General features: G+C 64.1%; 23 protein-coding genes. 20 read left to right on the plus strand and 3 right to left on the minus strand.

The window, feature by feature from the left end:
- Positions 1-13 precede the first annotated feature (13 nt).
- The 3 genes from DIE11_RS00230 to DIE11_RS00240 form a co-directional block, all read right to left on the minus strand.
- Positions 14-985 carry a dipeptidase gene (locus DIE11_RS00230; RefSeq protein ID WP_124620679.1) on the minus strand — a complete coding sequence of 324 codons (972 nt, stop codon included), beginning with the start codon at positions 983-985 and terminating at the stop codon, positions 14-16.
- A 56-nt stretch (positions 986-1,041) separates the two neighbouring features.
- Positions 1,042-2,388, minus strand: coding sequence for an MFS transporter (locus DIE11_RS00235; RefSeq protein WP_124620681.1), 1,347 nt, complete (start codon positions 2,386-2,388; stop codon positions 1,042-1,044).
- 226 nt (positions 2,389-2,614) lie between these two features.
- Positions 2,615-3,403 (minus strand): LuxR family transcriptional regulator, encoded by a 789-nt coding sequence (locus DIE11_RS00240; protein ID WP_226115432.1) that lies wholly within the window; start codon positions 3,401-3,403, stop codon positions 2,615-2,617.
- 406 nt (positions 3,404-3,809) lie between these two features.
- On the opposite strand from DIE11_RS00240, the gene DIE11_RS00245 reads away from it, so the two are divergent.
- From DIE11_RS00245 to DIE11_RS00340, 20 genes are all read left to right on the plus strand, one after another.
- Complete coding sequence (locus DIE11_RS00245) at positions 3,810-4,193, plus strand: DUF4902 domain-containing protein (RefSeq protein ID WP_124620683.1); 384 nt, start codon at positions 3,810-3,812, stop codon at positions 4,191-4,193.
- A 395-nt stretch (positions 4,194-4,588) separates the two neighbouring features.
- Positions 4,589-5,242 (plus strand): acyl-homoserine-lactone synthase, encoded by a 654-nt coding sequence (locus DIE11_RS00250; RefSeq protein WP_059601084.1) that lies wholly within the window; start codon positions 4,589-4,591, stop codon positions 5,240-5,242.
- Positions 5,243-5,403: 161 nt separating this feature from the next.
- Positions 5,404-6,696, plus strand: a complete 1,293-nt coding sequence (gene fabF / locus DIE11_RS00255) for a beta-ketoacyl-ACP synthase II (protein ID WP_082728914.1) — start codon at positions 5,404-5,406, stop codon at positions 6,694-6,696.
- A gap of 153 nt (positions 6,697-6,849) precedes the next feature.
- Positions 6,850-8,235, plus strand: a complete 1,386-nt coding sequence (locus DIE11_RS00260) for an NAD(P)/FAD-dependent oxidoreductase (RefSeq protein ID WP_124620685.1) — start codon at positions 6,850-6,852, stop codon at positions 8,233-8,235.
- A 108-nt stretch (positions 8,236-8,343) separates the two neighbouring features.
- On the plus strand, positions 8,344-9,426 hold the full coding sequence (locus tag DIE11_RS00265; protein ID WP_124620687.1) for a fatty acid desaturase: 1,083 nt from the start codon (positions 8,344-8,346) through the stop codon (positions 9,424-9,426).
- Between the two features lie 78 nt (positions 9,427-9,504).
- Complete coding sequence (locus DIE11_RS00270; RefSeq protein ID WP_124620689.1) at positions 9,505-10,509, plus strand: aromatic ring-hydroxylating dioxygenase subunit alpha; 1,005 nt, start codon at positions 9,505-9,507, stop codon at positions 10,507-10,509.
- A 47-nt stretch (positions 10,510-10,556) separates the two neighbouring features.
- Entirely contained in the window at positions 10,557-11,405 is an 849-nt protein-coding gene (locus DIE11_RS00275; RefSeq protein WP_260437054.1) for a hypothetical protein, read from the plus strand.
- A gap of 4 nt (positions 11,406-11,409) precedes the next feature.
- A complete protein-coding gene (locus DIE11_RS00280) occupies positions 11,410-12,828 on the plus strand; it encodes an MFS transporter (RefSeq protein ID WP_124620693.1) in 1,419 nt (472 codons plus the stop codon).
- Between the two features lie 73 nt (positions 12,829-12,901).
- A complete protein-coding gene (locus tag DIE11_RS00285; RefSeq protein ID WP_260437055.1) occupies positions 12,902-14,692 on the plus strand; it encodes a fatty acyl-AMP ligase in 1,791 nt (596 codons plus the stop codon).
- A 60-nt stretch (positions 14,693-14,752) separates the two neighbouring features.
- Positions 14,753-15,712: an acyl-CoA desaturase gene (locus tag DIE11_RS00290; protein WP_124620695.1), complete on the plus strand. Its 960-nt coding sequence runs from the start codon at positions 14,753-14,755 to the stop codon at positions 15,710-15,712.
- Between the two features lie 24 nt (positions 15,713-15,736).
- Positions 15,737-16,720, plus strand: a complete 984-nt coding sequence (locus DIE11_RS00295) for an acyl-CoA desaturase (protein WP_124620697.1) — start codon at positions 15,737-15,739, stop codon at positions 16,718-16,720.
- 55 nt (positions 16,721-16,775) lie between these two features.
- Positions 16,776-17,096 (plus strand): acyl carrier protein, encoded by a 321-nt coding sequence (locus DIE11_RS00300; RefSeq protein WP_059601105.1) that lies wholly within the window; start codon positions 16,776-16,778, stop codon positions 17,094-17,096.
- Between the two features lie 13 nt (positions 17,097-17,109).
- Entirely contained in the window at positions 17,110-18,207 is a 1,098-nt protein-coding gene (locus DIE11_RS00305; protein ID WP_124620698.1) for a fatty acid desaturase, read from the plus strand.
- Positions 18,207-19,130 carry an alpha/beta hydrolase gene (locus DIE11_RS00310; protein ID WP_124620700.1) on the plus strand — a complete coding sequence of 308 codons (924 nt, stop codon included), beginning with the start codon at positions 18,207-18,209 and terminating at the stop codon, positions 19,128-19,130. Before DIE11_RS00305 ends, DIE11_RS00310 begins: the two co-directional genes overlap by 1 nt.
- Complete coding sequence (locus DIE11_RS00315) at positions 19,127-19,312, plus strand: rubredoxin (RefSeq protein ID WP_059532220.1); 186 nt, start codon at positions 19,127-19,129, stop codon at positions 19,310-19,312. Before DIE11_RS00310 ends, DIE11_RS00315 begins: the two co-directional genes overlap by 4 nt.
- 163 nt (positions 19,313-19,475) lie before the next feature.
- Entirely contained in the window at positions 19,476-20,660 is a 1,185-nt protein-coding gene (locus DIE11_RS00320; protein ID WP_124620702.1) for a thiolase family protein, read from the plus strand.
- A 60-nt stretch (positions 20,661-20,720) separates the two neighbouring features.
- Complete coding sequence (locus DIE11_RS00325) at positions 20,721-20,909, plus strand: hypothetical protein (protein WP_124620704.1); 189 nt, start codon at positions 20,721-20,723, stop codon at positions 20,907-20,909.
- A gap of 389 nt (positions 20,910-21,298) precedes the next feature.
- On the plus strand, positions 21,299-22,498 hold the full coding sequence (locus tag DIE11_RS00330) for a PLP-dependent aminotransferase family protein (RefSeq protein ID WP_124620706.1): 1,200 nt from the start codon (positions 21,299-21,301) through the stop codon (positions 22,496-22,498).
- 13 nt (positions 22,499-22,511) lie between these two features.
- Positions 22,512-22,700, plus strand: a complete 189-nt coding sequence (locus DIE11_RS00335; protein ID WP_124620708.1) for a hypothetical protein — start codon at positions 22,512-22,514, stop codon at positions 22,698-22,700.
- An 87-nt stretch (positions 22,701-22,787) separates the two neighbouring features.
- The gene (locus DIE11_RS00340) at positions 22,788-23,390 is read left to right on the plus strand and encodes a pyridoxamine 5'-phosphate oxidase family protein (RefSeq protein ID WP_124620710.1); all 603 of its coding nucleotides are present in this window, start codon (positions 22,788-22,790) and stop codon (positions 23,388-23,390) included.
- Positions 23,391-23,539 lie beyond the last annotated feature (149 nt).

Below are 23,539 nucleotides of genomic sequence, written 5' to 3' on the forward strand. Positions count from 1 at the left end.
TGCGTCGTGCGATTCAGCCGTTCCAGACTTCGCCGAACACCCGCAGCCAGTTCTCGCCCATCACTTTGCGGATGCGCGATTCGCTCCAACCGGCGCGTTGCATCGCGGCCGTGAGGTTCGGGAATTCGCCGATCGTTCGGATGCCTTCCGGATTGACGACCTTGCCGAAATCCGTCAGGCGACGATAGCGGCCCTTGTCGTGCGTGATCCAGTCGAAGAACTCGGTGCTGTAGCCCTGCGTGAAGTCCGTGCCGATACCGACCTTGTCCTCGCCGATCAAGTCGATCACATATTCGATCGCTTCCAGATAATCGTCGATGGTCGCGTCGGCGCCGCGTCGCAGGAACGGCATGAACATCGTCACGCCCACGAAGCCGTTTGCTTCCGCGATCTCGCGCAGCTGATCGTCCGTCTTGTTGCGCGGATGCGCCTTCAGCGCGGACGGGCAGCAGTGCGAATAGGTGACCGCCTTCTTCGAACAGGCGATCGCGTCGGACGACGTCTTCGCGCCGACGTGCGAGAGATCCACCATGATGCCGACCCGGTTCATCTCCTGAATCACTTCGCGGCCGTATCCGGACAGCCCGCCGTCGGGTTCGTAGGAACCCGTGCCGACGAGGTTCTGCGTGTTGTAGCAGAGCTGCACCACATTCACGCCGAGTTCCTTGAATACCTCGATATAGCCGAGGTTGTCCTCGAACGCATACGAGTTCTGGAAGCCGAGAATGATGCCGGTCTTGTTCTCCCGCTTCGCGCGCACGATATCGTCCGTCGTGCGCACGAGCGTGAGGATTTCGCTGTATTCGCGGATCTGCTGCTTCATTTCCGCGATGTTGTCGATCGTCTTCTGGAAGTCTTCCCACACGGAGACCGTGCAGTTGACGGCAGTGACGCCGCCCGCGCGCATGTCTTCGAACACCGAACGCTCGAATCGGGAAATGTTCAGGCCGTCGATGATGATGCTGGAGTCGTGAAGGCTGGTCATGGTGTCTGTCGATGCGTTGGATGCTTGCGGACAGGCTGCGGAAGCGGCGCCCGTGCTCAAACGGCGCCTTCGACGCCGCGCTTGGCGGACCGGGCGGCGCCCGCGATCGCCGGACCGGCTTCCTCGAGTGCCGTCTTCGACGTTTCCGGCAGGGACAGGCCGCCGATCATCGCGAAGAGCGACACGGCGATCAGGTAGTACGCGGGCGACAGGTTCGTGCCGGTCGCTGAGATCAGCCACGTGGCGACGAGCGGCGCGGTACCGCCGAAGATCGTGTAGGCGAGGTTGTAAGTGATCGCCGATGCCGTGTAGCGCGTTTTCGTCGCGAACACTTCCGACATCAGCGGTGCCGTCACCACGCCGGAGAACACCGCGCCGATCGCAAGCAGCGCGACGCCGATCAGCGATTGCGACAGCACGCCCGAGCCGCCGAGCGAGAACGCCGGATAAACCGACACGATGATGAAGATGCCGGTCGTGGCGATCGTCGCGCGGCGGCCGACGAGGTCGGAGAACAAGCCGGCGACCGGGCACAGGGCCGCGGCGAAGAAGAGCGCGAGCACCGTCACGAGAAGCGACGTGCCGCGAGACAAGTGCCCGGCCACTTGAAGGTAGGTCGCGAAATACGTCGTGAACGTATAGAACGACAGCGCCGTCACGGACACGAACGCGCCGAGCTTCAGGATATTCAACGACTGCGAGTGCAGCGTTTCCATCAGTGGGGCATGTGCGATGTCGTGCTTGCCTTCGAGCGCCTGGAACGCGGGCGTTTCATTCAGGTTCACACGCAGATAGACGCCGATGAGGCCGACCGGTGCCGCGATCAGGAACGGCACGCGCCAGCCCCATTCGACCATGGCCTGCGACGACAGCGACGATTCGAGCAGATAGGCCACCACTGCCGCGCAAGCGAACGACGAGAAGGTCGATACCGGCACGAAACTGCCGAAGAAGGCGCGGCGGCGGCGCGGTGCATGTTCCATCACGTACGCGCATGCGCCGGCGTATTCGCCGCCTGCGGAGAACCCCTGGACGCAGCGAATGATCGTGAGCAGCAACGGTGCCCAGTAGCCGATGCTCGCGTAGGTCGGGAGCAGGCCGATCAACGTCGTCGAGCCGGCCATCATCAGGATCGTCAGCGCGAGGGTGCGCTTGCGTCCGATCCGGTCGCCGATCACGCCGAAGACGAGGCCGCCCAGCGGCCGGAATGCGAAGGCCACCGCGAACACCGCGAAAGTCTTCAGGAGCCCGATTGTTGGGTCGCCGCTGGGGAAGAATTCGCGCGTCAGGATGGTGGCGAGAAAGCCGTATGCGGCGAAATCGAACCATTCGACGAAATTGCCGATCGAGGCTGCGGCGATCACGCGTCGTAGCGTGCTGGTATCGACGTCCTGGGTGGTCATGGTCGTGTCCTCTTTATGTGGGCGCTTGGATTCGCGTCGAAAACCATGGTAAGGAGGACAATTACCTAGGTCTATACGTGTCAATTACCTAGGTAATCAGGGCGAGCTGCGAGGCTGCCGACCATTGAACCGGGCAACCGGGGTTGCCGTTTTGACGGTGTTACCGTCCCGCGAGCATGGCGCTGCGTTGTAAAAAGTCGGCGCGCGGCCGATGAAGAGAAGGGCGTCAGAACAGGAGTCCCAGAATGGTCGCCTTGACCGCGGCTTCGGTCTTGTTGGTCGCATTCAGCTTGCGCATCGCATTGACGAGGTGAAATTTCACGGTGCGCTCGTCGACGTGCATGATCTTGCCGATCTCGACGTAGGTTTTCCCCGCAGCAGACCATTGCAGCGACTCCCGCTCGCGAGCCGTCAACTCGACGGCATATTCGGGCGCACGCTGCGCGAGCAGATGCATGCTCATCGCGCAGTTGGCTGTGTTCGCGAGCCATGACATCTGGTATCCCTTTTCCTCGAGTTCGCACTCGTCGATCGGCTCGCTCGATCGCACCATGGTCACGAGTCCAATCGCGCCGGTGCGGCTGACGGACGGCATGCACCAGCCGTGACGCAAGCCGAAGTGATCCGCTTCCTTCCAGAATTCGAAGCTTTGAGTCGGGGTGTCGGCGCGCCAGATCATTGGCATCAACTGGCTGAGCCCGTGTCGGACGGTCGGGTCGACGGCAAAGTAGTTTTGACTCACATAGCGCTTGACCCACGGCTCCGGATAATTGGACTGCAGCATGAACTGCGGATTGGTCACCGGGAACGGAATGCGCAGGCCGAACGAACAATACTCGAATCCGAGTGCTCGCACATCCGCCGTCAACTCCAAAAACACGTCGGCCTCGGATTTTGCCGCGGCGTATCCATTCAGATACTTCTCTTTCCATGCATGCATATCGTTACCTTTGCGGTCAATCTTGCCCCAAGGGATCGTGTTCCCGGGGGCGTTGGCCGGTCCTTCAAAAGTCATTCAGGGCTGGTCTTACGCTTCGACGTTTCAAGCGTCAAACATGACGTCGAATGCAATTTTCTATCGAATCGATTTTGGGATAGTGTCGGGGCTTGCCGTCGATTGAATTGCGCGATCTTGCATGTGGGTATGTATATATTTTGACCGAACGGAGTTCAGATTCCGCAAATCGCAAGTTCGAAAATCCTGGCATTGCTTCGTGATCGTGCGTGATCTCGATGATGCAATGGCATTTCCCGGGTGGTCTGTAATAATCGTAAATAATCTGTGCGTGATCGCAGTGGATATTCACCAGCCGCAACACGAGCGCTACGCGTGTCGAAAGGCCTCGCGGCCCGTTTCCACTGCTAATCTTGCCAGGCTATGCCGTGCCAATTTTAACAGGTGCCACGTTGAGAGAACGAACATGCCAAAAAAGCTGAATGATGGATACGTGCGATTGACCCTGCCGGCGTTCTACGCGCTGCGTTTCCGTCAGCATATGTGTCAACAAGCCCCGGATTTGTTACATGACTTATGGGGTGAGGGGATCAGCGCCGTCAATGCCGGCTACTACGAACTGGTCTGCACCGAGACGCAACCGGCCGCGAGCGTCGGCTGCGTATGGTACGTGGCAGTGGGGCGGCCCGATGTGAACGTCGGGGCGGACGACATCAGCAGCAATGTCATGCTTCTCGATACGGACGGCGACGATTACGGCGCGCGATACAGCCAGGCGTTAATCCAGAACTGGCTGTGCTCGGGGGCGCGCCAACGCGAACTTGAATCGGCTATTTTTGCCGATCACTGATTTCGTGTTCAAGGCGCTTCATTATTTCTCGGCGAGTAAATAATGCTTTGGCATTAAAGTTTCGTGCCGCGCAACCGCCCGTTTCCGCCGATCGTCCTCATCGGCTTCAGCGATGATTCGATGGCGGGCACGATTATCCATACCGTGACGCGGCACCACGCTAGGCTCGCTTCGAGCCGTTCATGACAGGCGTGCTCGCGATGGTTCGTTCGACCGCCCCACTGGCCGTCGCCAGCTAAATCCAGAATCCGCTTTCCCGCCGGAGTGTTTCAGCGCATTCGGCGTGATGAGTCTCGTCCAAAGCGCCCACCCTGCCCATTCGGGCAGCTATGTTGTCGCGGCAATTTCGGGTTCAATCGCGCTAACAATTCTGGGATGAGAGAGAGGGCTTTCAGATGCTGACTTTGTTGTCGGGGCGAAGCGCTGATTTGAGTCGCGAGGTGATGTATCGACTTGCGAAGTTTCGGCATAAGGTCTTCATACAGGAACTCGGTTGGTCATTGCCGACCGACAACGGCATCGAATTTGACGATTTCGATCACGCGGACACTCTTTACGTTGTCGCTTTCGATCGCAACCGTGAAATTGTCGGTTGCGGTCGATTGCTGCCGACCGACGAGCCCTATCTGCTCGGTGATGTTTTCTCGGATTTGATGGGCGACGCTTCTCTCCCCCGTGCGCGTGATGTTTGGGAGTTGTCCCGCTTCGCGATGAGCATGCCGCGCGGCGAGTCGTTGACTGCCGAGGAGTCGTGGCAAAACACGCGCGCGCTCATGTCCGAAATCGTCCGCGTCGCGCACGCACATGGCGCGAACCGTCTCATTGCATTTTCCGTGCTCGGCAACGAACGGCTTCTGAAGCGCATGGGTGTCAATGTGCATCGCGCCGCGCCGCCCCAAATGATCGAAGGTAAGCCGACCCTGCCGTTCTGGATCGAGATCGATGAACAGACGCGCTCCGCGCTGGACCTCGACGGATCGGAGTACGGCGTGCCGCTCGACATGCCGCGCGCTCCGCGTGCGTCGCATGCGTTCGGGCAAGCGGTGTGAGTGCGCGACGCGCATGGTGACCGTCTGCGCTCCGCCATGCATCCGGCGGGCCCGGGCGCTTCCGGAGTGGCGCGTGCATGCAGTGTTTCAAAGGTGCGCATGAAGATGAACAGCTTTAATGATGTGGCTCGGCAAGTCCCGGTCCGCGAGAGGAATGTGAAATGACGCTTCGAGTGGTAGTAACCGGTATGGGCATTGTGTCTCCGCTGGGTTGCGGCAAGGAATTGGTGTGGCAGCGCCTGATCGGCGGATCCTCGGGGCTTCGCCGGCTCGGTGACGATATCGTCGGCGACCTGCCCGCCAAGGTCGGCGGGACCGTACCGGCGAAGGCCGACGATCCTGACGGTGGTTTCGATCCGGAGTGCTCGGTGCCGAACAAGGAGCTGAGGAAGATGGACCGTTTCATCCAGATGGCGATGGTTGCCGCGGATGAGGCGCTCGCGGAAGCGGGATGGGCGCCGCAAGCGGAACATCAACGCGAGCGGACGGCCACCGTCGTGGCGTCGGGCATCGGCGGATTCCCGGGTCTGGCCGAGGCGGTGAGAATCGGCGAGACGCGCGGCGTGCGGCGGTTGTCGCCATTCACCATTCCGTACTTTCTGTCGAACCTGGCCGCCGGCCAGATTTCGATCAAGCATCAGTTTCGCGGGCCGCTGGGCTGTCCCGTGACTGCCTGTGCGGCGAGCGTGCAGGCAATCGGCGATGCGCTGCGCCTGATCCGGAACGGCGAGGCCGATGTCGTGCTGGCCGGCGGCGCAGAAGCGGCATTCGACAAGGTGAGTCTGGGCGGATTCGCCGCGGCGCGAGCGCTGTCGACCGGCTTCGGTGATCAGCCGGTTCGCGCCTCGCGGCCATTCGACCGCGATCGGGACGGATTCGTCATGGGTGAGGGGGCCGCAATGCTGGTCGTCGAGTCTCTCGACCATGCCATCGCGCGTGGCGCCCGCCCCATCGCGGAGATCATCGGGTACGGAACCACGGCGGACGCTTACCACATGACCGCCGGGCCCGACGACGGATCCGGCGCAATGCGCGCGATGAAACTGGCCCTCGCGATGGGCGACATCGCCCCGGAGCAGGTCGACTACGTCAACGCGCATGCGACATCGACGCCAGTCGGCGATTCCGGAGAAATCGAGGCGCTGAAGACTGTCTTCGGCGTGGGTGCCGGCCCGGCGATTTCGTCGACCAAGTCGGCGACGGGGCATTTGCTCGGGGCGGCCGGCGCGATCGAAGCGGCATTCTCCATTCTCGCGCTGCGGGATGGCGTGATGCCCGGCACGCTGAATCTCGAGCACCCCGACGAGGCTGCCGCCGGACTCGATCTGATCGGACCCTCGGCGCGGCACGTTCCCGTCGAAATTGCGCTGTCCAACGGTTTCGGATTTGGTGGCGTGAATGCGTCGGTGCTGTTCAAGCGATACCCGCCGGATCGGGCTGCAGAAACGCATTGAGCGACGCGCACCGGCTGCGCGCACGCGTCCGATTTCGCAAATACGTCGCATCGTCAGTATCCGCTGCTTCTTCATCGACTCGCTGGTGACGGCGATGGCGAGGTCGCGTCACGTGCAATTCCGGTTCTTGTCGTCATCCTAAGGAAATTCTCCGTGTTAGACACCCTCATCGTTGGCGCCCGCTGCGCGGGCGCCACGCTCGCGATTCATCTGGCGCGCGCCGGCAAGCGCGTTCTGGCAATCGATGCGAGCAATCTGCCGAGCGACCAGCCAATGTCCACGCACTGGATTTCGCCCTACGGCATGGCGCTGCTTGACGAACTGTCGCTTGGCGACAAGGTGCGACGTTTCGCGCCGCCGGTGCCCAGCATGATGTATGGGGTCGATGACATACTCGGCCGCGTCGAGTATCCCGTCGGCGGACGCTGCTCCTGTCCGCGTCGCATGGATCTCGATGCACTGTTGCTGGAGGAGGCGCGAGCGTCGGGGGCTCAGGTCCGCACGCGGACCCGGCTGGTCGGTCTGTTGCGCGACGGCGAACGGGTGACGGGCGCCGTGGTGGAACATGACGGGGTGCGTGAAGAGATCCGCGCGCGAGTCGTGGTGGGCGCGGACGGCGCGCACTCGACGATGGCGGAACTCGTCGGTGCCGAGGAGTACCACGGCTACGACTGCCCGCGTGCCATGTATTGGGCGTACTGGCCGCGCCCGGACTGGTTCGACACCGATCCGCGTTATCGCGGCGGGGCGATGAACTGCACCTTCGGCGACGATGTTGTCTTCGTCTTTCCGACCAACCGGGACCTGCTGCTGATTGGCGTGGCGTTCCCGAAAACGGAGTTGCCGGAATGGAAAGGCCGCGCGCTCGAGAAGCTCACGGAGACGCTGAAGGGCAACCCCCATACGGCCCCGCTGATTGCCGACGCGCCCGCCAGCAAGCTGCTCGGCGCATTGAAGCTGCGCTTTTTCTTCCGTCAGGCTGCAGGGCCCGGCTGGGCCCTGGTGGGCGATGCCGGCCTCTTCATGGACCCGTCGCCCGGGTTCGGGATTACCGACGCACTTCGCGATGCACGCGCGCTCGCCCAGGCAATCGTCGACGGCGACGACCATGCGCTGGAGTGCTACTGGCGCCAGCGCGACGCAACCTCGATCGACCTGTTCGAATACTCGCGCGGCCGCGGCGCACTCGGCCACAACAATCCGCTCAGCCGGATCCTTTACCGCAAGCTTGCGAGCGACCCGGTGCTGCAGGCGCGCTTGCTCGCTTCGCAGAGTCGCCAGTGCTCGCCGTTTGCCGTATTCGATCCGAGCGATATCAAGCAGTGGGCGGACGAGGCAATTGCCGGCGGCGAAACCGGCGTGATCCAGCCGTTGATCGACATGTCCCGGCGAGGCGAGGCGATTCGCGCCGAGATGGCGCGGCGCGTGCGTCTTGAAGAAGAGGCGCGTGCCCGGCGGTCGCGTGCGCCCGGGTCGGACGAACTTGAATCGTCTGTGGCCGGCGTCGAGCGCGACGCGTCAGTCGGGGAATCCATGTGAGCGCGCGGAACATCGGTGCGTGGTCGTTGCGGCCACGTGATTTCAAGCCAGGGCGCGGCCCGTTCGCCAATCGTCAGTACTGCGTCACATCAATCGAGGAGAGAGGCCATGACCATCGCAGCCGCGTTGGACAGTGACGTCACATTGTCGCGGCTCAAGCTGCCGCGGAACTTCCATCGGATCAGCTCGGTCGCCACGATTCTCTATCTGGCACACGCGCTCGCGTTCTTCCTGATTCCGGCCGCGGTGGCGTTCGCCATCGTCGATATTCCGGCGTCGGCGCCGGTCCGTATTGCGATGGCCATCGTCCTGGGTGTGATCGGCGGACATGGCATGCATTTGCTGACCTTCGTCGGGCACGAGGGGATGCATACGAACCTGCATCGCAACAAGTACGTGAGCGCCGCGCTGGCGCTGATCTGCTCGTCATTGGTGCCGGGTTTCCTGATCGTGGGCTTCAGCATGACTCACTGGAAGCACCATCGCTTCACCGGCCAGGACATCGATCCGGATGTCCAGATCTATTCGCAGTACAGAACCTTCTGGTCACGCTTCTTTCTCGCGCGTTCCAAGGGCGTGAGGATTTACACCAGGAACGCCATGCGCATGGCGGCAGGCTTGCCGTGGCCGGAGAACACGCGGCTGCCGTTCAGCCAGCGCGAAATGCGCTGGATTTCGCGGATCAACATCGCGCTGAGCCTGTGCGCGATAACCGCCTACGGATTCATCTGGCATCGCTCGCTGTGGCTCGGTTTCACGGTCATGCTGATTCCGTATATCGGGGTGTACGTATTCAGCACCATCCGCGCGTACATCGAACACACGGATACCGTGCCGGGGCGATATCGCGACAGTCGCAGCTACACGTCGCCGATCTATACCGCGCTGTTCTTCGGCAGCAACTTCCACCTTGAACACCACCAGTATCCGGCCGTCCCGTGCTACCGGTTGCCCGCGCTTCACACGTATCTGTCGTCGCATGGGCTGTTCGAGGCGGCAGGTGCGCCGGTCGAGCCGTCCTTCCTTGGCGCGCTTCGTTACACGACCGGCCGCTTCCAGTATCCCTGTGTCAGTTTGCAGTCGGCGTCGGACGAATTTCTCGAGCGGATGGCGGACGGCCGTCTTGATCGCGAGGCGGCCGGAGCAGAGGCTCGGGACGACGACCAGCTGGTCGCGGTCGCGCGCAGGTAGGACAGATCGAACGCACACGGCGACTCGAGTTCGCGTCGGGTGTGCCATATCGCCGCCCAAGTAGCAAAGTGAGGAATTATGTTTATCCAGAATGCGTGGTACGCAGCAGCACTTTCAGCGGAAGTCCAGCGGGAGCCCTTTGGTCGGACGATTCTGAACCAGAAGATCGTCATGTACCGCACGCAGGCGAATCAGATCGTCGCGCTTGAAGATCGGTGCCCGCACCGGCAGGTTCCGTTGTCGCGGGGGCGGGTGGTCGGCGACGAAATCCAGTGCTGGTATCACGGGCTCAGGTACGACTGCTCCGGCGCGTGCGTCGGCATTCCGAGCCAGAGCGTGATCCCGAAGGGCGCACGCGTGCGGTCGTTCCCCGCCGTCGAGAAATACGGCTTCATCTGGCTGTGGACCGGCGAGCCCGACAAGGCCGACGAGGCGGCAATCCCCGACCACTGGGTGTGTTCGGCGCCCGAGCTTGCCGGGACGATGAGTTATTGCACGATCGCGTGCAGCTACCTGTTCGGCATCGACAACATCCTCGACATCTCGCACGCCGCCTTCGTGCATGCGAAGACGCTCGGCTCGCTCGACATCGTCGAGACGCCGCCCGAAATCGTGATCAACGACGGCGAAGTCCGCGTGCGCCGCTATTTGCGCCGCGAGAAGACGCCGCCGCTCTACACCCATATCCTGAAGCTCGACTACATCGACCGCTTCCAGGAGGTGCTCTACTGGCCCATCGGCAACACACGGGTCGAAACGAGGGCACATGCCTGCGACGATGCGAGCGGCCAGGTCTTCCATGTCTATACGACGACGATCTTCACGCCCGCCACGGATACAACGACGCATGTCTTCGTGGGCATGCATCGCGATTTCGACGTCGACAACGAACGGTTTACCGAGTTCACCGCGAAGGAAGTGTTCGCCACCGTGATGGAGGACAAGGATGTTGCGGAGAGCCTGCAGGCGAACTGGAGCCCCACGGCACCGATGATCGACATCCAGCTCGATCGGCCGGCGTTCGCCGCGCGACGGATATTGGAGCGAATGGGTGCGAACGCATCCATTCGGGCGTCCGTATGACGCCCGTCGGGACGGAGCGCGTGCCGCACGCGCAGGAAGAAACGACGATGATCGAGAAGGAAGCGACGATGCATCACCAGGGACAGTCCAGCCTCTATGTCGGCGAGTTGCTGCGCGAACTCGGATCGTCGGCGCAGGACGAGGTCAGCTTGCTACATCCCATGACCTTCGGAGCGATCGTCGGTCGCGCCCGCGTCGAGCGTCTTGCGACTGCCGCCGCCGGCATCTTTTCCGAAGTCGAGTCGAAACACGCATGGAGCGGTGCGGACATCGGCGGGCGCGAATGGCTCGGCTACTTCCAGGGCCGTCAAATTCGCGGCGTGACGGTGGCACGCCGGTCCGGCACGCGCATCCAGGTCGACATCTTCCTTGGCTCGTTTCCCGCGCCGGTGCGGCGGGCGCTGTATGACGCGAGCCGGGATCTCGTCGACGCGGACGCGTGGGTGCTGCCCCCGGGAATCGATACCGCGTTGCCGCCGATACCTGCTGACGAAGTGCTGGACGCCAAGTTGCCGTTCCCCATCATCGACGAGATGTTTCTGACCAGCCCGGTTGCCTGCAAACCGATTCGCGGCCGTGATGACGTCGAGCGCGTTTGCGGCCATTCGATGGCGGTCTACGGTGGCCGAGCGAGCGGGCCGCGTCTGTCGGAAAACGCGACGACGCTGAGCCTCTGGACAGGCGAGGTTGGCGGGTTGCCGCTGGAAGTGGCGAACGTCATCTACTGGGAAGATGCCCGGACGGTCAAGGGCATGGCAATGGCGATGCGCCCCTGGCCGGTCGTTGCGCTGTTTCAGGCGCGGATGCAGGCGCGAACGCTCCCGTTTCTCGATCCGTCGTATTTCGAATCCGAATCGCGTGACGGTGTGACGCCCGTTCAGCTTGGCGAGGTGTAAGTCCATGAACGGACCCAGCGTGTCCGCCGCGCAGGCGCAGCCGAGCTCGATTTCGCCGTGGCCGGTATTCTGGATCGCCAGCGTGGCGGTGTTTCTCGTCTCGATCGACGTGACCGTGCTCTATGCGGCATTTCCCGCTTTGCGACGGGCGTTTCCCGATGCCGACTCCGCCGGCCTGTCGTGGGTTCTGAACGCGTACACGCTCGTCTTCGCCGCGTTGCTCGTGCCGGCGGGCCGCCTTGCCGACTTGCGCGGCCGCAAGCGCACGTTCCTGTTCGGACTCGCCATGTTCCTGGGAGGATCTTTCGGCTGTGGCGTTGCCACCCATGTCGAGATGCTCTGGGCAATGCGCGCGGTGCAAGGAGCGGGGGCGGCGCTGTTGTTGCCTGCATCGCTGTCGATCCTGCTGGCGGCGTTCCCGGTCGGCAAACGGTCAGTGGCCGTGAGCTTGTGGGGCGCAGTCAGCGGCGTAGCCGGGGCATTGGGGCCGAGCCTCGGATCGTTCTTGGTGGATCGCTTCGGCTGGCCCTGGGCCTTCTTTCTCAACCTGCCGCTCGGCGCAATCGCGCTATGGCGGGGATGGCGCATTCTCGACGAGTCGCGTGATCCCGAGCGCGGTGCACCGCTCGATCTGGTGGGGGTGGTCCTGCTGATTCTTGGCGTCGGCGCCATCGCGGTCGGTCTGGTGCGGTCCGAGGCGGTCGGCTGGACTTCGCCGGAAGTGGCATTTGCAATCGCAGGCGGGATGGGCATGCTGGCGGCATTCGTTGCATGGGCTCGCCGGGTACGTACGCCGGCAATCGATCTCTCGCTGTTTCGGGATCGGACTTACTGCTTCATCAATCTTGCTTCGCTGTGCTTCGCGATCGGCTTTGCGATGATGTTTTTTCAGACGTTCCTGTTCACCACGGGTGTCTGGTCGTATTCGCTGACGCGTGCGGGACTGGCCGGCAGCCCCGGGCCGCTGCTGGTTGTTCCCACGGCGATCGTGTGCGGACGATTCGCGGCGCGCGCGGGGCACCGGATTCTGCTGGTGACGGGCAGCCTGATCTCCACGGCGGCGAGCATCTGGTTCGCGCTGGTGCCCGGCGTCAATCCGGATTATGTGCATGCGTGGCTGCCGGGTGCGCTCCTCACTGGGCTGGGGGTCGGCATGGTCATGCCTTCGCTGTCAGCGGCGGCTGTCGCGCATCTGCCGCCGGCGCGATTTGGCGTGGGCTCGGCGGTCAACCAGGCGATACGCCAGGTGGGATCCGTTTTCGGCGTCGCGCTGACGGTTGCCATCACTGGCAATGCGATAGCGCGCCTCGCCGAATTCCGCACCCTCTGTTATCTGCAGATCGCGCTTGGCCTGGCTACCGCGATCCTGTGCGCGCCGGTCGATACCCGACCTCGAGCGCTTGCATCCGCGGCCGCGCGCTGATGCAAGCGTGTCGTCCGGCACGGGTTCGCGCACGAAGCTTTTACAACAACAACATCGATTATCCGAGGGCCTCATGATGACCGGTAGTATTCCCCCCTCCGCTGAGACGGCGGAGCGCTCGTCCCTGCTCGACATTCTTCGAGCGCGCGCCGAGCAAACGCCGGAGCGGATCGCATTTCATTTTCTTCGCGACGGCGAGGACGATGTCGTGAACTGGTCGTACGGGCAGTTCGCCGCCGCTGCCGTCCATGTGCGGGACATGGTTCTGCAGCACCCGCTGCACGAGCGGCGCGTATTGCTGCTGCTCGAACCCGGTCTGGGTTACGTCGCGGCGCTGTTCGGCATCCTGCTGGCGGGTGCCACCGCGGTACCCTCGTTTCCGCCGGCCGGTGCGCGCGCGGTGGCCCGCTTCGCATCGATTTGTCGCGATGCTCGCCCGGACGTGGTCATAGCCGGCAAGCATCATCGCTCACTGCAGCCACAGCTCGACGCGCTCTACGGTGGTCAGCGTGACGCGCCTGCATTGCTGACGCTCGACGAAAGTGCCTTCCACGAAATCGAAGCGTCGGCATATGGCATGCGGGACGCGGTGCGGGGTGTCGACCTGGACCGGCCGGCGCTGCTTCAGTACACGTCCGGATCGACGGGCGAGCCCAAGGGCGTAGTCGTCACGCACGAGAACCTCGTCAGCAACTGCGCGGTGATCGCCGAACGGATCGGCCCGGATCGCGATCGTGTCGGGTGCACGTGGCTGCCGCCGTATCACGACATGGGACTGATGGGCGCGCTGCTGCTCGCGGTGTTCAGCGGCTTTCCGCTCGTGATCCTGTCGCCGCAGCATTTCGTACAGCGGCCGTATCGCTGGCTCAAGGCAATCAGCGATTACCGCGTGACCACCAGCGTCGCGCCGAATTTCGCGTTCGATCTGTGCGTCGACAACATCAGCGACGAAGAGGCGGACACGCTCGATCTCGGCTCGCTGCAGCACGTATTTTGCGGCGCGGAGCCGGTGAGCCACGCGACGCTCGAACGTTTCTTCGCGCGCTTCGGCCGGTATGGCTTCGAGCGTCGCGCCGTGGTGCCCTGCTACGGGATGGCCGAGGCGACGCTCTATGTATCCGGCAAGGTGGGGCGTTCGCCGATCACCCTGATCGATGTCGACAAGGATGCACTTGCTCATGGCCGGTGCGAGCTACACGCGTCGGAATCCGATGTGCGCGGGCGTACCACGCTGGTCGGGTGCGGACCCGTGGCAGCCGGGCATCGGCTGCTGATCGTCGATCCTGAGACGAAGCGCGTACTGCCGGACCGGGCCATCGGTGAAATCTGGTTCAGTGGCCCGAACGTCGCCGCGGGCTATCTGAATCGCGACGACAGCGCCGAAGTTTTCGCGGCCTCGCTCAGTGACGGAGACGGCGAGGGCGAATCCGTGCGCTACCTCCGCACGGGCGACCTCGGCTTTCTGAACGACGGCGAGCTGTTCGTGACCGGGCGGATCAAGGACATCGTGATCGTCGCCGGGCGCAATCTCTATCCGAACGACATCGAGGGATCGGTGCAATCGGCGCACGACGCGATTCGCACGAACGGCGTGGTGGCGTTTTCGATCGACGGCGGTCCAGCGGAGTCGCTCGTCATCGTCGCGGAACTCAAGCGCTCGCGCCGGCTGAATCCCGAGCAAATGCGCGAGGTGCGCGCGGCGATCACGTTGGCGGTCACGCGAGACCACGGGGTGTCGCCGGCGGTGGTGCACCTGGGGCCGACCGGCTCGATTCCGCTTACGACCAGCGGCAAGGTGCGCCGGCAAGCGTGCAAGCAGGCGTTCCAGCAAGGTCGCCTGAGCGCGCTCGAGGCACGCACGTGAGCCGCCCGCCAGCACTTCATTTCCAAATTCCATCGTCGCTTTCTTTCTTCGGAGCCAGTCATGGCTGAAGCGGATTCCTTGGCTTCGCGTACGCCGGCAGCCACCCCTGTCGCGGAAGCCGATACCGACGTGCGCGCACGCAGGCTTGCTTATCTGACCGTGGGCATTCCCGCGCTCGGTTTCGCGCTGGCGATCGCCTACACGTGGATATTCGGCGTTCGCACAACAGACTTCGTGCTGCTGGCGGTGATGTATTTCTCGACCGCGATCGGCGTCGAAACCGGCATGCACCGATATTTTTCGCACCGCTCGTTCAAGGGGCGGCCGATCGTCACCGTGATGCTTGGCGTACTCGGCAGCATGGCTGCCCAGGGGCCGATCCTGTTCTGGGCCGCCACGCACCGCATGCATCACGCGTTCACCGATCAGGACGGCGATCCGCATTCGCCGCGCCCGCGCGCGAACCGGCACGGCAAGCCGAGCCGGCTCGCGGGCCTTTGGCACGGTCACGTGGGCTGGCTGTTCACCGTGCGGCGCGAGAACTGGAGCGCGTATGCCGCGGACCTGCTGCGCGACCGCCTGATCGTCAATCTCAATCTTCGATACGCGTGGTGGGTGGTGCTCGGCCTCGCAATACCCGCGCTCGCGGGTGCGCTGCTCGCGCCCGCGGGGCAGGCCTTGTTCGGGGCCGTCGGTGGCTTCCTGTGGGGCGGCCTCGCGCGGATCTTCCTGCTCGATCAGTCGACATGGGCCGTCAACTCTCTGTGCCACACCATCGGCACCCGCCCGCACGCGACGCGCGACCACAGTCGCAATCTGGGCCTGCTCGCGATCGTTTCGGTGGGCGGCGCGTGGCACAACAACCATCACGCACAGCCGGCCTTCGCCAACAACGATCACACGTTCTGGCAACTCGATCCCTCCGCCTGGATCATCCGCCTGCTCGACGCGCTGGGGCTCGTCACGGAGGTGCGCTACGCCCCGAAGCGCCGCTCGGCGGCCCCCTCAACTTCGCCGTAATCCTGTTAGCGTTTGGAGAATCCTATGAATTCGTCGATTCAGGTTGCACCCGGCGTGACTGCCGCCGGCGGGCTGTCGGCCGCCGACGGTGAGATCCCCGGTGTTTCGCCGCTAAAGGGCAGTGGTGCGCGCGTCAAGCGCTATACCGCCCTGGCCGTGATGCTGGTGCCGCTCGCCGGCTTTGCGCTGGCGGCACGCCAACTCGTGCTGGGAGACTTCACCGTCACCGATCTGGTGCTGTTCGGGGCGTTCTATTTTCTGCACATGGGCGGGATCACGATGGGCTTCCATCGGTATCTCGCGCACAAGACGTTCCGGACCTCGAAATGGTTCGAGGGACTGCTGCTGATCTGCGGGTCGATGGCCGCCCAAGGACCGATCATGTTCTGGGTGACGACGCATCGCCGTCATCATCTGTACAGCGACCAGCAAGGCGATCCGCATTCACCGAACCTGGTCGGAGAGGGCCTGTTCGCCAAGCTGCGCGGCCTCTGGTATGCGCACATGCCGTGGATGCTGGCCGCGGACGTATCGGGCTGGACGTTCTTCGCCCCCGACGTGTTGCGCGATCGCCGTCTGTTTTTCTATCACCGTACCTATGTCTGGTGGATCGTGCTCGGTCTCGTGCTGCCAGCCGGGATCGGTGGCGCCATTGCCGGCTCCTGGCACGGCGCGTGGAACGGTCTGTTGTTCGGCGGTTTCGCGCGGATTTTCCTGGCCAACCAGGCCGCCTGGTGCGTGGGTTCGGTGTGCCACATGTTCGGTGGACGGCCGTTCAGGACAGACGACAACAGCGCAAACAACTGGACGGTCGCCGTGCTCACGTTCGGCGAAGGCCTGCAGAACAACCACCACGCGTTCCCGGCTTCATATCGCCACTCGGTGAAGTGGTACGAGCCGGATCTCAGCGCGTGGGTGCTGTGGACACTCGGCAAGCTGGGCGTCGTGTGGGACCTGCGCCAACCCGGGCCGGCCGCAATCCGGAAGCTCGCCAAGCAGCCGTATTGAAGAAAGTTGCCGTCGTGATTTCGTTCATTTCCCTCGTATAGAAGGATTATTCATCATGTCTCAAGCTGGAATTCTGGGTGGTCTGTTCGGCCGCAAGAAGGCGATGGCCGCCGATATCGGCCCCCTCACCGAAGCGTCGATCCGTAGCTGGCTGATCGACCGGCTCGCCAGGCAGTTGAAGGTGGACCGGGCTGCCATCGACCCCGCGAAGCGCTTCGACGAATATGGCCTCGATTCGATCGTCGCGGTGCAGGTGTCGGGCGATCTGGAGAAGGTCGTCGAGCAGCGGCTGTCTCCGGCGCTGCTGTTCGAACACAACAGCATCGACGAACTGGCGCGCCACCTGTCGACCGAGCTCGGCTTGCAGGCTGCGTAAGCGGGAGATCGACATGACGAAAAAATACACCGTCCCGAGCGCGCCGCCCGCGCGTTTCGACGAATTCCTGCAGAAATCGAAGGCGCTCGAGGGCGTGCGGCTGACCGACGCGATTCCAAAGTCGTTGTACGAACCGCGTGCGTGGCGCGGCGTTCTCGGTTTCGTGGTGAGCTATGCCGCGTACATCGGCGCGATAGTCGGCATCGCGTACGCACCGCACTGGCTGTTCTATGTTCCGCTGTGGCTGCTCGCGGGGCTGGGCGGCTGGGGGTTGCACTGCATCGCGCACGATTGCGGGCACAACTCGTTCTCCCGCTCTCGATGGTTCAACCTGGCGATCGGTCATTTGTCGCTTCTGCCGCTGTTGTATCCGTTCCACGCGTGGCGCCATACGCACAACCTGCATCACGCGAACACCAACAACCTCGAACTCGACACGGACTGGCGGCCCATTCCCGCGCCGCTTTACGATCGCATGTCGTTCCTGAAGCGTCTCGAGTACGCCGGTACCCGCAAGTGGCTGTTCTGGGCAGGTACGGTCAGCTACTGGAGGGAATCGGGATTCCGTCCGGGCTTCTATCCGAAGCGCGAGATGCGGCGCGACGTGAAACGCTCGATTGCGTTCGTGCTGATCGCGTCGGCGCTCTACTTCCCGGCGCTGATCTACTTCACGGGCATCACGGGCCTGTTCCTGTACTTCGTCGTGCCGTGGCTCATGATTCACGCCTGGTTCAGCGCCACGACGCTGATGCACCACACGTCGGACGACATCCCGTTCCTGCCGTCGCAGCACTGGACGCCGAACGCCAGTCGCCTGCTCGTGACGACCGACTACCGGTATCCGAAGTGGCTGCATTTCATGACTCACAACATTTCGGTGCATACGGCGCACCACGTCGCGCCGATCGTGCCGTTCTACAACTTGCCGAAGGCCCAGGCGGCGCTCAAGGAGGCGTTCCCGGGAATGATCCGCGAAAAGGATTTCACGTTCGGCGATCTTTGGCACGTGATTCGTCATTGCCATTTCTACGACACCGAGTCGGGCTACTACCGGAGCCTGTCCCGGGAAGCCGTGCCCGTCGGCGCGCGTACGGCGGCGGAGGGCCGGTGATGGTGTCCGCGAACCATACGGAAGCCTCGCCGATCGCACGGCGCAAGGCGAATGCGCCATCGTTGCGCGTGCAACTGAGCCGCCGTGCGTTCCGGATGCTGAATGCCCTCGCGCCGCGCATTGCCGGGAGGCGGGCGGCCGACGCGTTCGGCTTCACGCGCGGCTACGGGCTGCCTGTCAGCGATCGGGTGCCGCTCGGCGCCACGGAGACGCCGATCGAGGGCAATGCGGATATCGACCGGGCTTATTGCTGGGAGGGTGGGGCGTCGCGCGTGCTGCTCGTGCACGGCTGGGGCACCGACAGTAGCAGCATGCTGAGCTTCGTGAAGCCGATGCAGAACCTGGGCTTCTCGGTGGCGTCATTCGACGCGCCTGCTCACGGTCGTTCGCCGGGCAAGCATACGACGATGACGCAGTTCACCCGCGCGACGGGCGCGGTGCTCGACGCGATCGAAGGCGCGCACGTGGTGATCGCGCATTCGCTCGGGTCGATCGCGGCGGTTTCCGCACTGGCGGAACGCTCGCGCCGCGCATCGTTGCGCTGCATCGTGCTGATTGCTCCGACGAGCGGGCTGACCGAGGTGCTGGAGCGCTGGGCGAGCCGCGACATGGCGCTCCCGCGCCCGGTGGTCGAGCGCATTTTTGCGGAGCTGCATCGCCGCAACGGCGTACCGGTCAGCCATTGGGACATTCTCGCGCGCGGCACGTCGCTCGATGTTCCGGTGCTGGTCGTGCACGATCCGGCCGATTCGGTGGTGCCGTACTGCGAGGCGCAGCGGGTCGTGGCCGGTCTTCAGGAGGCGACGCTGTGGCCGGCCCCGGGCGCGGGGCATGGGCGAATCCTCTCCGACGCGAGGGTGCGCGAGCAGGTGCGCGAATTTGTGACGCGACAGATGTCGAATTTTGGAGAGTTGGCGAGATGAGCACGACAGCGGTGGAGATGCGGACGTTGATGTGTCTGGTGTGCGGCTGGATTTATTCGGAAGAACGGGGGGCGCCGGACGACGGCATCGCGCCGGGAACGCGCTGGGAAGACATTCCAGCCAAGTGGAAATGTCCGGAGTGCGGTGTCGGCAAGGAAGATTTCGAAATGGTATCGATCTGACGTGATGGAGGGGCGCGCGTCGCCTTTCCTCGCGCCCGGCAGCGCAACAGCAGGTTTTACGCGTGTGCCGGGCAGGCGCTGCGCTACCCCTTCCCGGCAGGCGACTCGTGCGGCGGCGGTGCTATCCGTTCAGCCGGAACCGACCTTTGAATGGAGTGTGGAAATGGTTGCACGACAGGTAGTGATCTGCAGTCCCGTCAGAACGCCCATCGGCGCGTTCGGCGGCGCGTTGAAGGACGTTGCCGCGACCGCGCTCGGCGCAGTCGTGGTCCGCGAAGCGGTACGTCGCAGCAACGTCGATCCGGCGGAATTGGCCGCGGTCGTGATGGGCAACGTCGTCCAGGCAGGAAACAAGATGAATCCCGCGCGTCAGGCAGCCATCGGGGGTGGCGTTCCGGTGGCCGTGCCTGCGCTTACTGTGAACCGCGTGTGTGGCTCGGGTGCCCAGGCCATCGTGAATGCAGCCCAGGAAATCTGGCTTGGATTCGGCCCGGTCGCGGTAGCGGGCGGAATGGAAAACATGGACCGCGCCCCGTATCTGCTGGAAAGCGGGCGATGGGGCCATCGCATGGGAAATGCAGGGATCGTCGACAGCATGCTCGGGGACGGCCTCGTCGACGCGTTTTCCAACCGGCATTCCGGATGGCACACGGAGGATCTCGTTGCAGCAATGGGGATCACGCGCGCGCAGCAGGACCGGTGGGCGGCGCGTTCGCAGCAGCGCTTCGCGCAGGCTCAAGGACGCGGGGCGTTCGACCCGGAGCTTGTCGCGGTCGAAATCGAGGGGCGGAAACAGACCGTCAAATTCGCGCGCGACGAGCAGGCGCGGCCGGACACGACGGTCGAGTCGCTCGCCGGATTGAAGCCCGCGTTTCGCTCCGACGGCACCATCACCGCGGGCAACGCACCCGGATTGAACAGCGGTGCGGCGGCGATGATCGTGGCGGAGCGGGAGTATGCCGAGGCGCGCGGTATCGAGCCGATCGCGACGCTCGTGTCGTATGGCGTGGGTGCGGTCGAGCCAGGCATGTTCGGACTGGGGCCCGTGCCGGCAGTCAGGATGGCGCTCGCGCGTGCCGGATGGTCGTTGAACGACGTGGAGCGTTTCGAGATCAATGAGGCGTTTGCCGCCGTGCCGATCGCGGTCGTCCGGGAGCTCGGCATCGACGAGGAACGGGTGAATGTCGAAGGCGGGGCGATTGCGCACGGTCACGCCATCGGCGCAACCGGTGCCGTCTTGACGACCCGCCTTGCGCATTCGATGCGCCGCGATGGTGTGAAACGCGGCATGGTGACGTTGTGCATCGGCGGCGGCCAAGGCATCGCCCTCGCCCTGGAATCCGTCTAACGGCGTCCTGATGCCGGGGCGCAGGCAACCGCCCCGGCTCGCGCCCATCAAGGAGAAGATATGGACCAGCGTTCAGCCCTGGAAGGCATGAATCCCCTTGCCGCGACCGCGTATACGGCAACCGAGACGGCACTTTGGCGCAAGTGGCTGTCCCATTTCGGCGCCGAGCGCGTGCAAGACCTGGACCTCGGCGTGCTGGAGGCGATTGCGTGTTATGTCCGCAAGGGCGTATCGCCTCCGAATGAATAGTGCGCGATTCCAGGCCGCCGAGGCAGCGGCTCACCTTTCCGGAAACACGTCGATGCTCGGGCAAGCGGTGACGCCGTCGTTCGGGCATACGGGCGCGATCGACCTGACGCCAGCGGGGCGATCAGTGCCGCGCAAGGAGATCCATCGGCGGCTGGACACACGCGTGCGATAAAGCGCTTGTGTCCCGGTTACCGGCGCGCTAACGCCCGCTGCCATCCCCGCCAATTGATGACCAAACCGCAAGACCTAGTGCATAGATATCGTTTGCCGCGGCGTTAATGACTATCGACAATCGTGGCTCGAATTCCCGCCGTTGCGCCAGAAGCGCGCCTTGGCGGGCGGCCCCTGTCGGCTATCCCGGCCGTCGCCGCCACCCAGATTACGACGACATGTACGCGTTCACGCCCTCATTCCAGAATCCCGCCGGTTCGCCGATCCGCGAGCTGTTCAAGTACCTCTCCGAGCCGGGGATGATTTCGTTCGCCGGCGGCTACCCGGCCAGCGACCTGTTCGACGTCGACGGCCTGAACACGGCTGCCGAACGCGCGTACGCGCAGCCGGTCCGCTGCCTGCAATACGGCCCGACCGACGGCCTTGCCGAACTGAAGCAGCAACTGATCGCGTTGATGGCGCGCCGCAACGTGACGTGCACGCCGGCCGAACTGCTCGTCACGACCGGCTCGCAACAGGGCCTCGATCTGCTGCTGCGCGTGATGGTCGCCCCGTGCGACGTCGTGTTGACCGAACAACCGGCGTATCCGGCGACGCTGTCGGCGATGCGCCTGCAGCAGGCGCGCATCGTGACGATCCCCGTCGACGGCGATGGCCTCGACGTCGACCGCCTCGCGTCGCAACTCGCATCCGGCGCGATCGTGCAGCCGAAACTGCTCTACACGGTGCCGACCTTCGCGAATCCGACCGGCGCGACGCTTGCGCGCGAACGCCGCCTGAAGCTGCTGCGTCTCGCGGTGCAATACCGTTTCCTGATCGTCGAGGACGATCCCTACGGCGACCTGCGTTTCGCGGGAGAACCGGTGCCGTCGATGCTCGCGCTCGCGAACGAAGTCGAAGGCGCACGCGACTGGATCGTGCACTTCGCAAGCCTGTCGAAAATCGTCGCGCCGGGGCTGCGCGTGGGCTGGACGATCGCGCCGGCCGAGATCGCACGGCGCTGCGTGATCGCGAAGCAGACGGTCGACCTGTGCAGCGCGCCGTGGACCCAAGCCACCGCCGCCGAGTATCTCGCCGCCGGCGCGCTCGAGCGTCATCTGCCGCGCATCACGGCGGCCTACAAGCGCAAGTGCGATGCGATGTGCGACGCGCTGCGCGACGGCTTCGGCGATGCGATCACGTTCCATCGTCCCGAAGGCGGGATGTTCGTGTGGGCGCGGATCGGCGCGGTGTCGTCGGACGTGCTGCTGCAACAGGCGATCGCGAACAAGGTCGTGTTCGTGCCGGGCAAGGCGTTCTTCGCTGACAACGTCGACGCCGCTTCGCTGCGGCTGTCGTTCGCCGCGCCCGACGTCGACGCGATCCGGGAAGGCGTGGCGCGCCTCGTGCGCGCGTATGGTGCGGCGCTGGCCGCGTGAGGAGGAGAGACACATGAGCATCGTCGTCAACGACACCGCACGGATGGACGAAGCGCCGCGCATGGCCGGTATCCGTCCCGTCGAACACAAGTCGTCGCAGATCGGCGCGGGTCCGCAGTACGTCGCCGACGTGCTCGGCCGCTTCGGCGCGGATTCGACCGACACGCGCGACGCCGCACCGGTCGTCCTCGGCTACAACTGAACCGCATGGCGGGGGGCCTGCAACGCAATCCCGCCGCCGAAACGATTAAGCTGGCGTGATCGAACCACGCAGGATCGCCAGATCATCATGTCCGACATCGATATCGAATCGCTCACGGAAACGTACGACCGCCTCTGGTCGTGCCTCGAGTCCGGCGTCGGCGCACAGCGCTCGCCTTTCACCATGGTGCAGGCCGCGACGCTCGGCCTCGACGGCGCGCCGAAGGTGCGCACGATCGTGCTGCGGCAGGTGAGCCGCGCCGATCATCGGCTGTCGTTCCATACCGATGCGCGCTCGGAGAAGGTCGTGGAGCTGCGCCGCGATCCGCGTATCGCGATCGTCGCGTACGATCTCGATTCACTCGTGCAGATTCGCGCGGAAGGCGTTGCGACGATTTGCGACGACGAAGCACAACGTCGCGCGGTCTGGCAATCGAGCCGTCCGCATACGCTGCTGCTGTATCGTGCACCGCTGCGCCCGGGCACGCCGATCGAGTCGCCGGAAGAAGCGCACGTCACCGCAAACCCGGGCACGGGCACGGCGACCACCGACGACGGCTACCGGAACTTCTGCCTGCTCCACGTCACGGTGACGCGCATCGACTGGCTCGACCTCGCCCGCGACGGCCATCGTCGCGCGGTGTTCGACGTGAGCGGCGACGGCTACGAAGGCCGCTGGATCGCGCCCTGACTGCGCGGTCGCGTCCCGGCTACAAACGCGTACAAACCAGACACATCCCCGATACGTCAGACCTTTCAAATGGGCAACGCCGCGCAACCGGCGCCCGCCCGAATGAAAGCGAAGGCGCGCCCCGCCGCGCGGCATGTTCACTTTCCACT

It is taken from the genome of Burkholderia sp. Bp9012, from assembly GCF_003853825.1.
Taxonomy (GTDB): Bacteria; Pseudomonadota; Gammaproteobacteria; order Burkholderiales; family Burkholderiaceae; genus Burkholderia; species Burkholderia diffusa.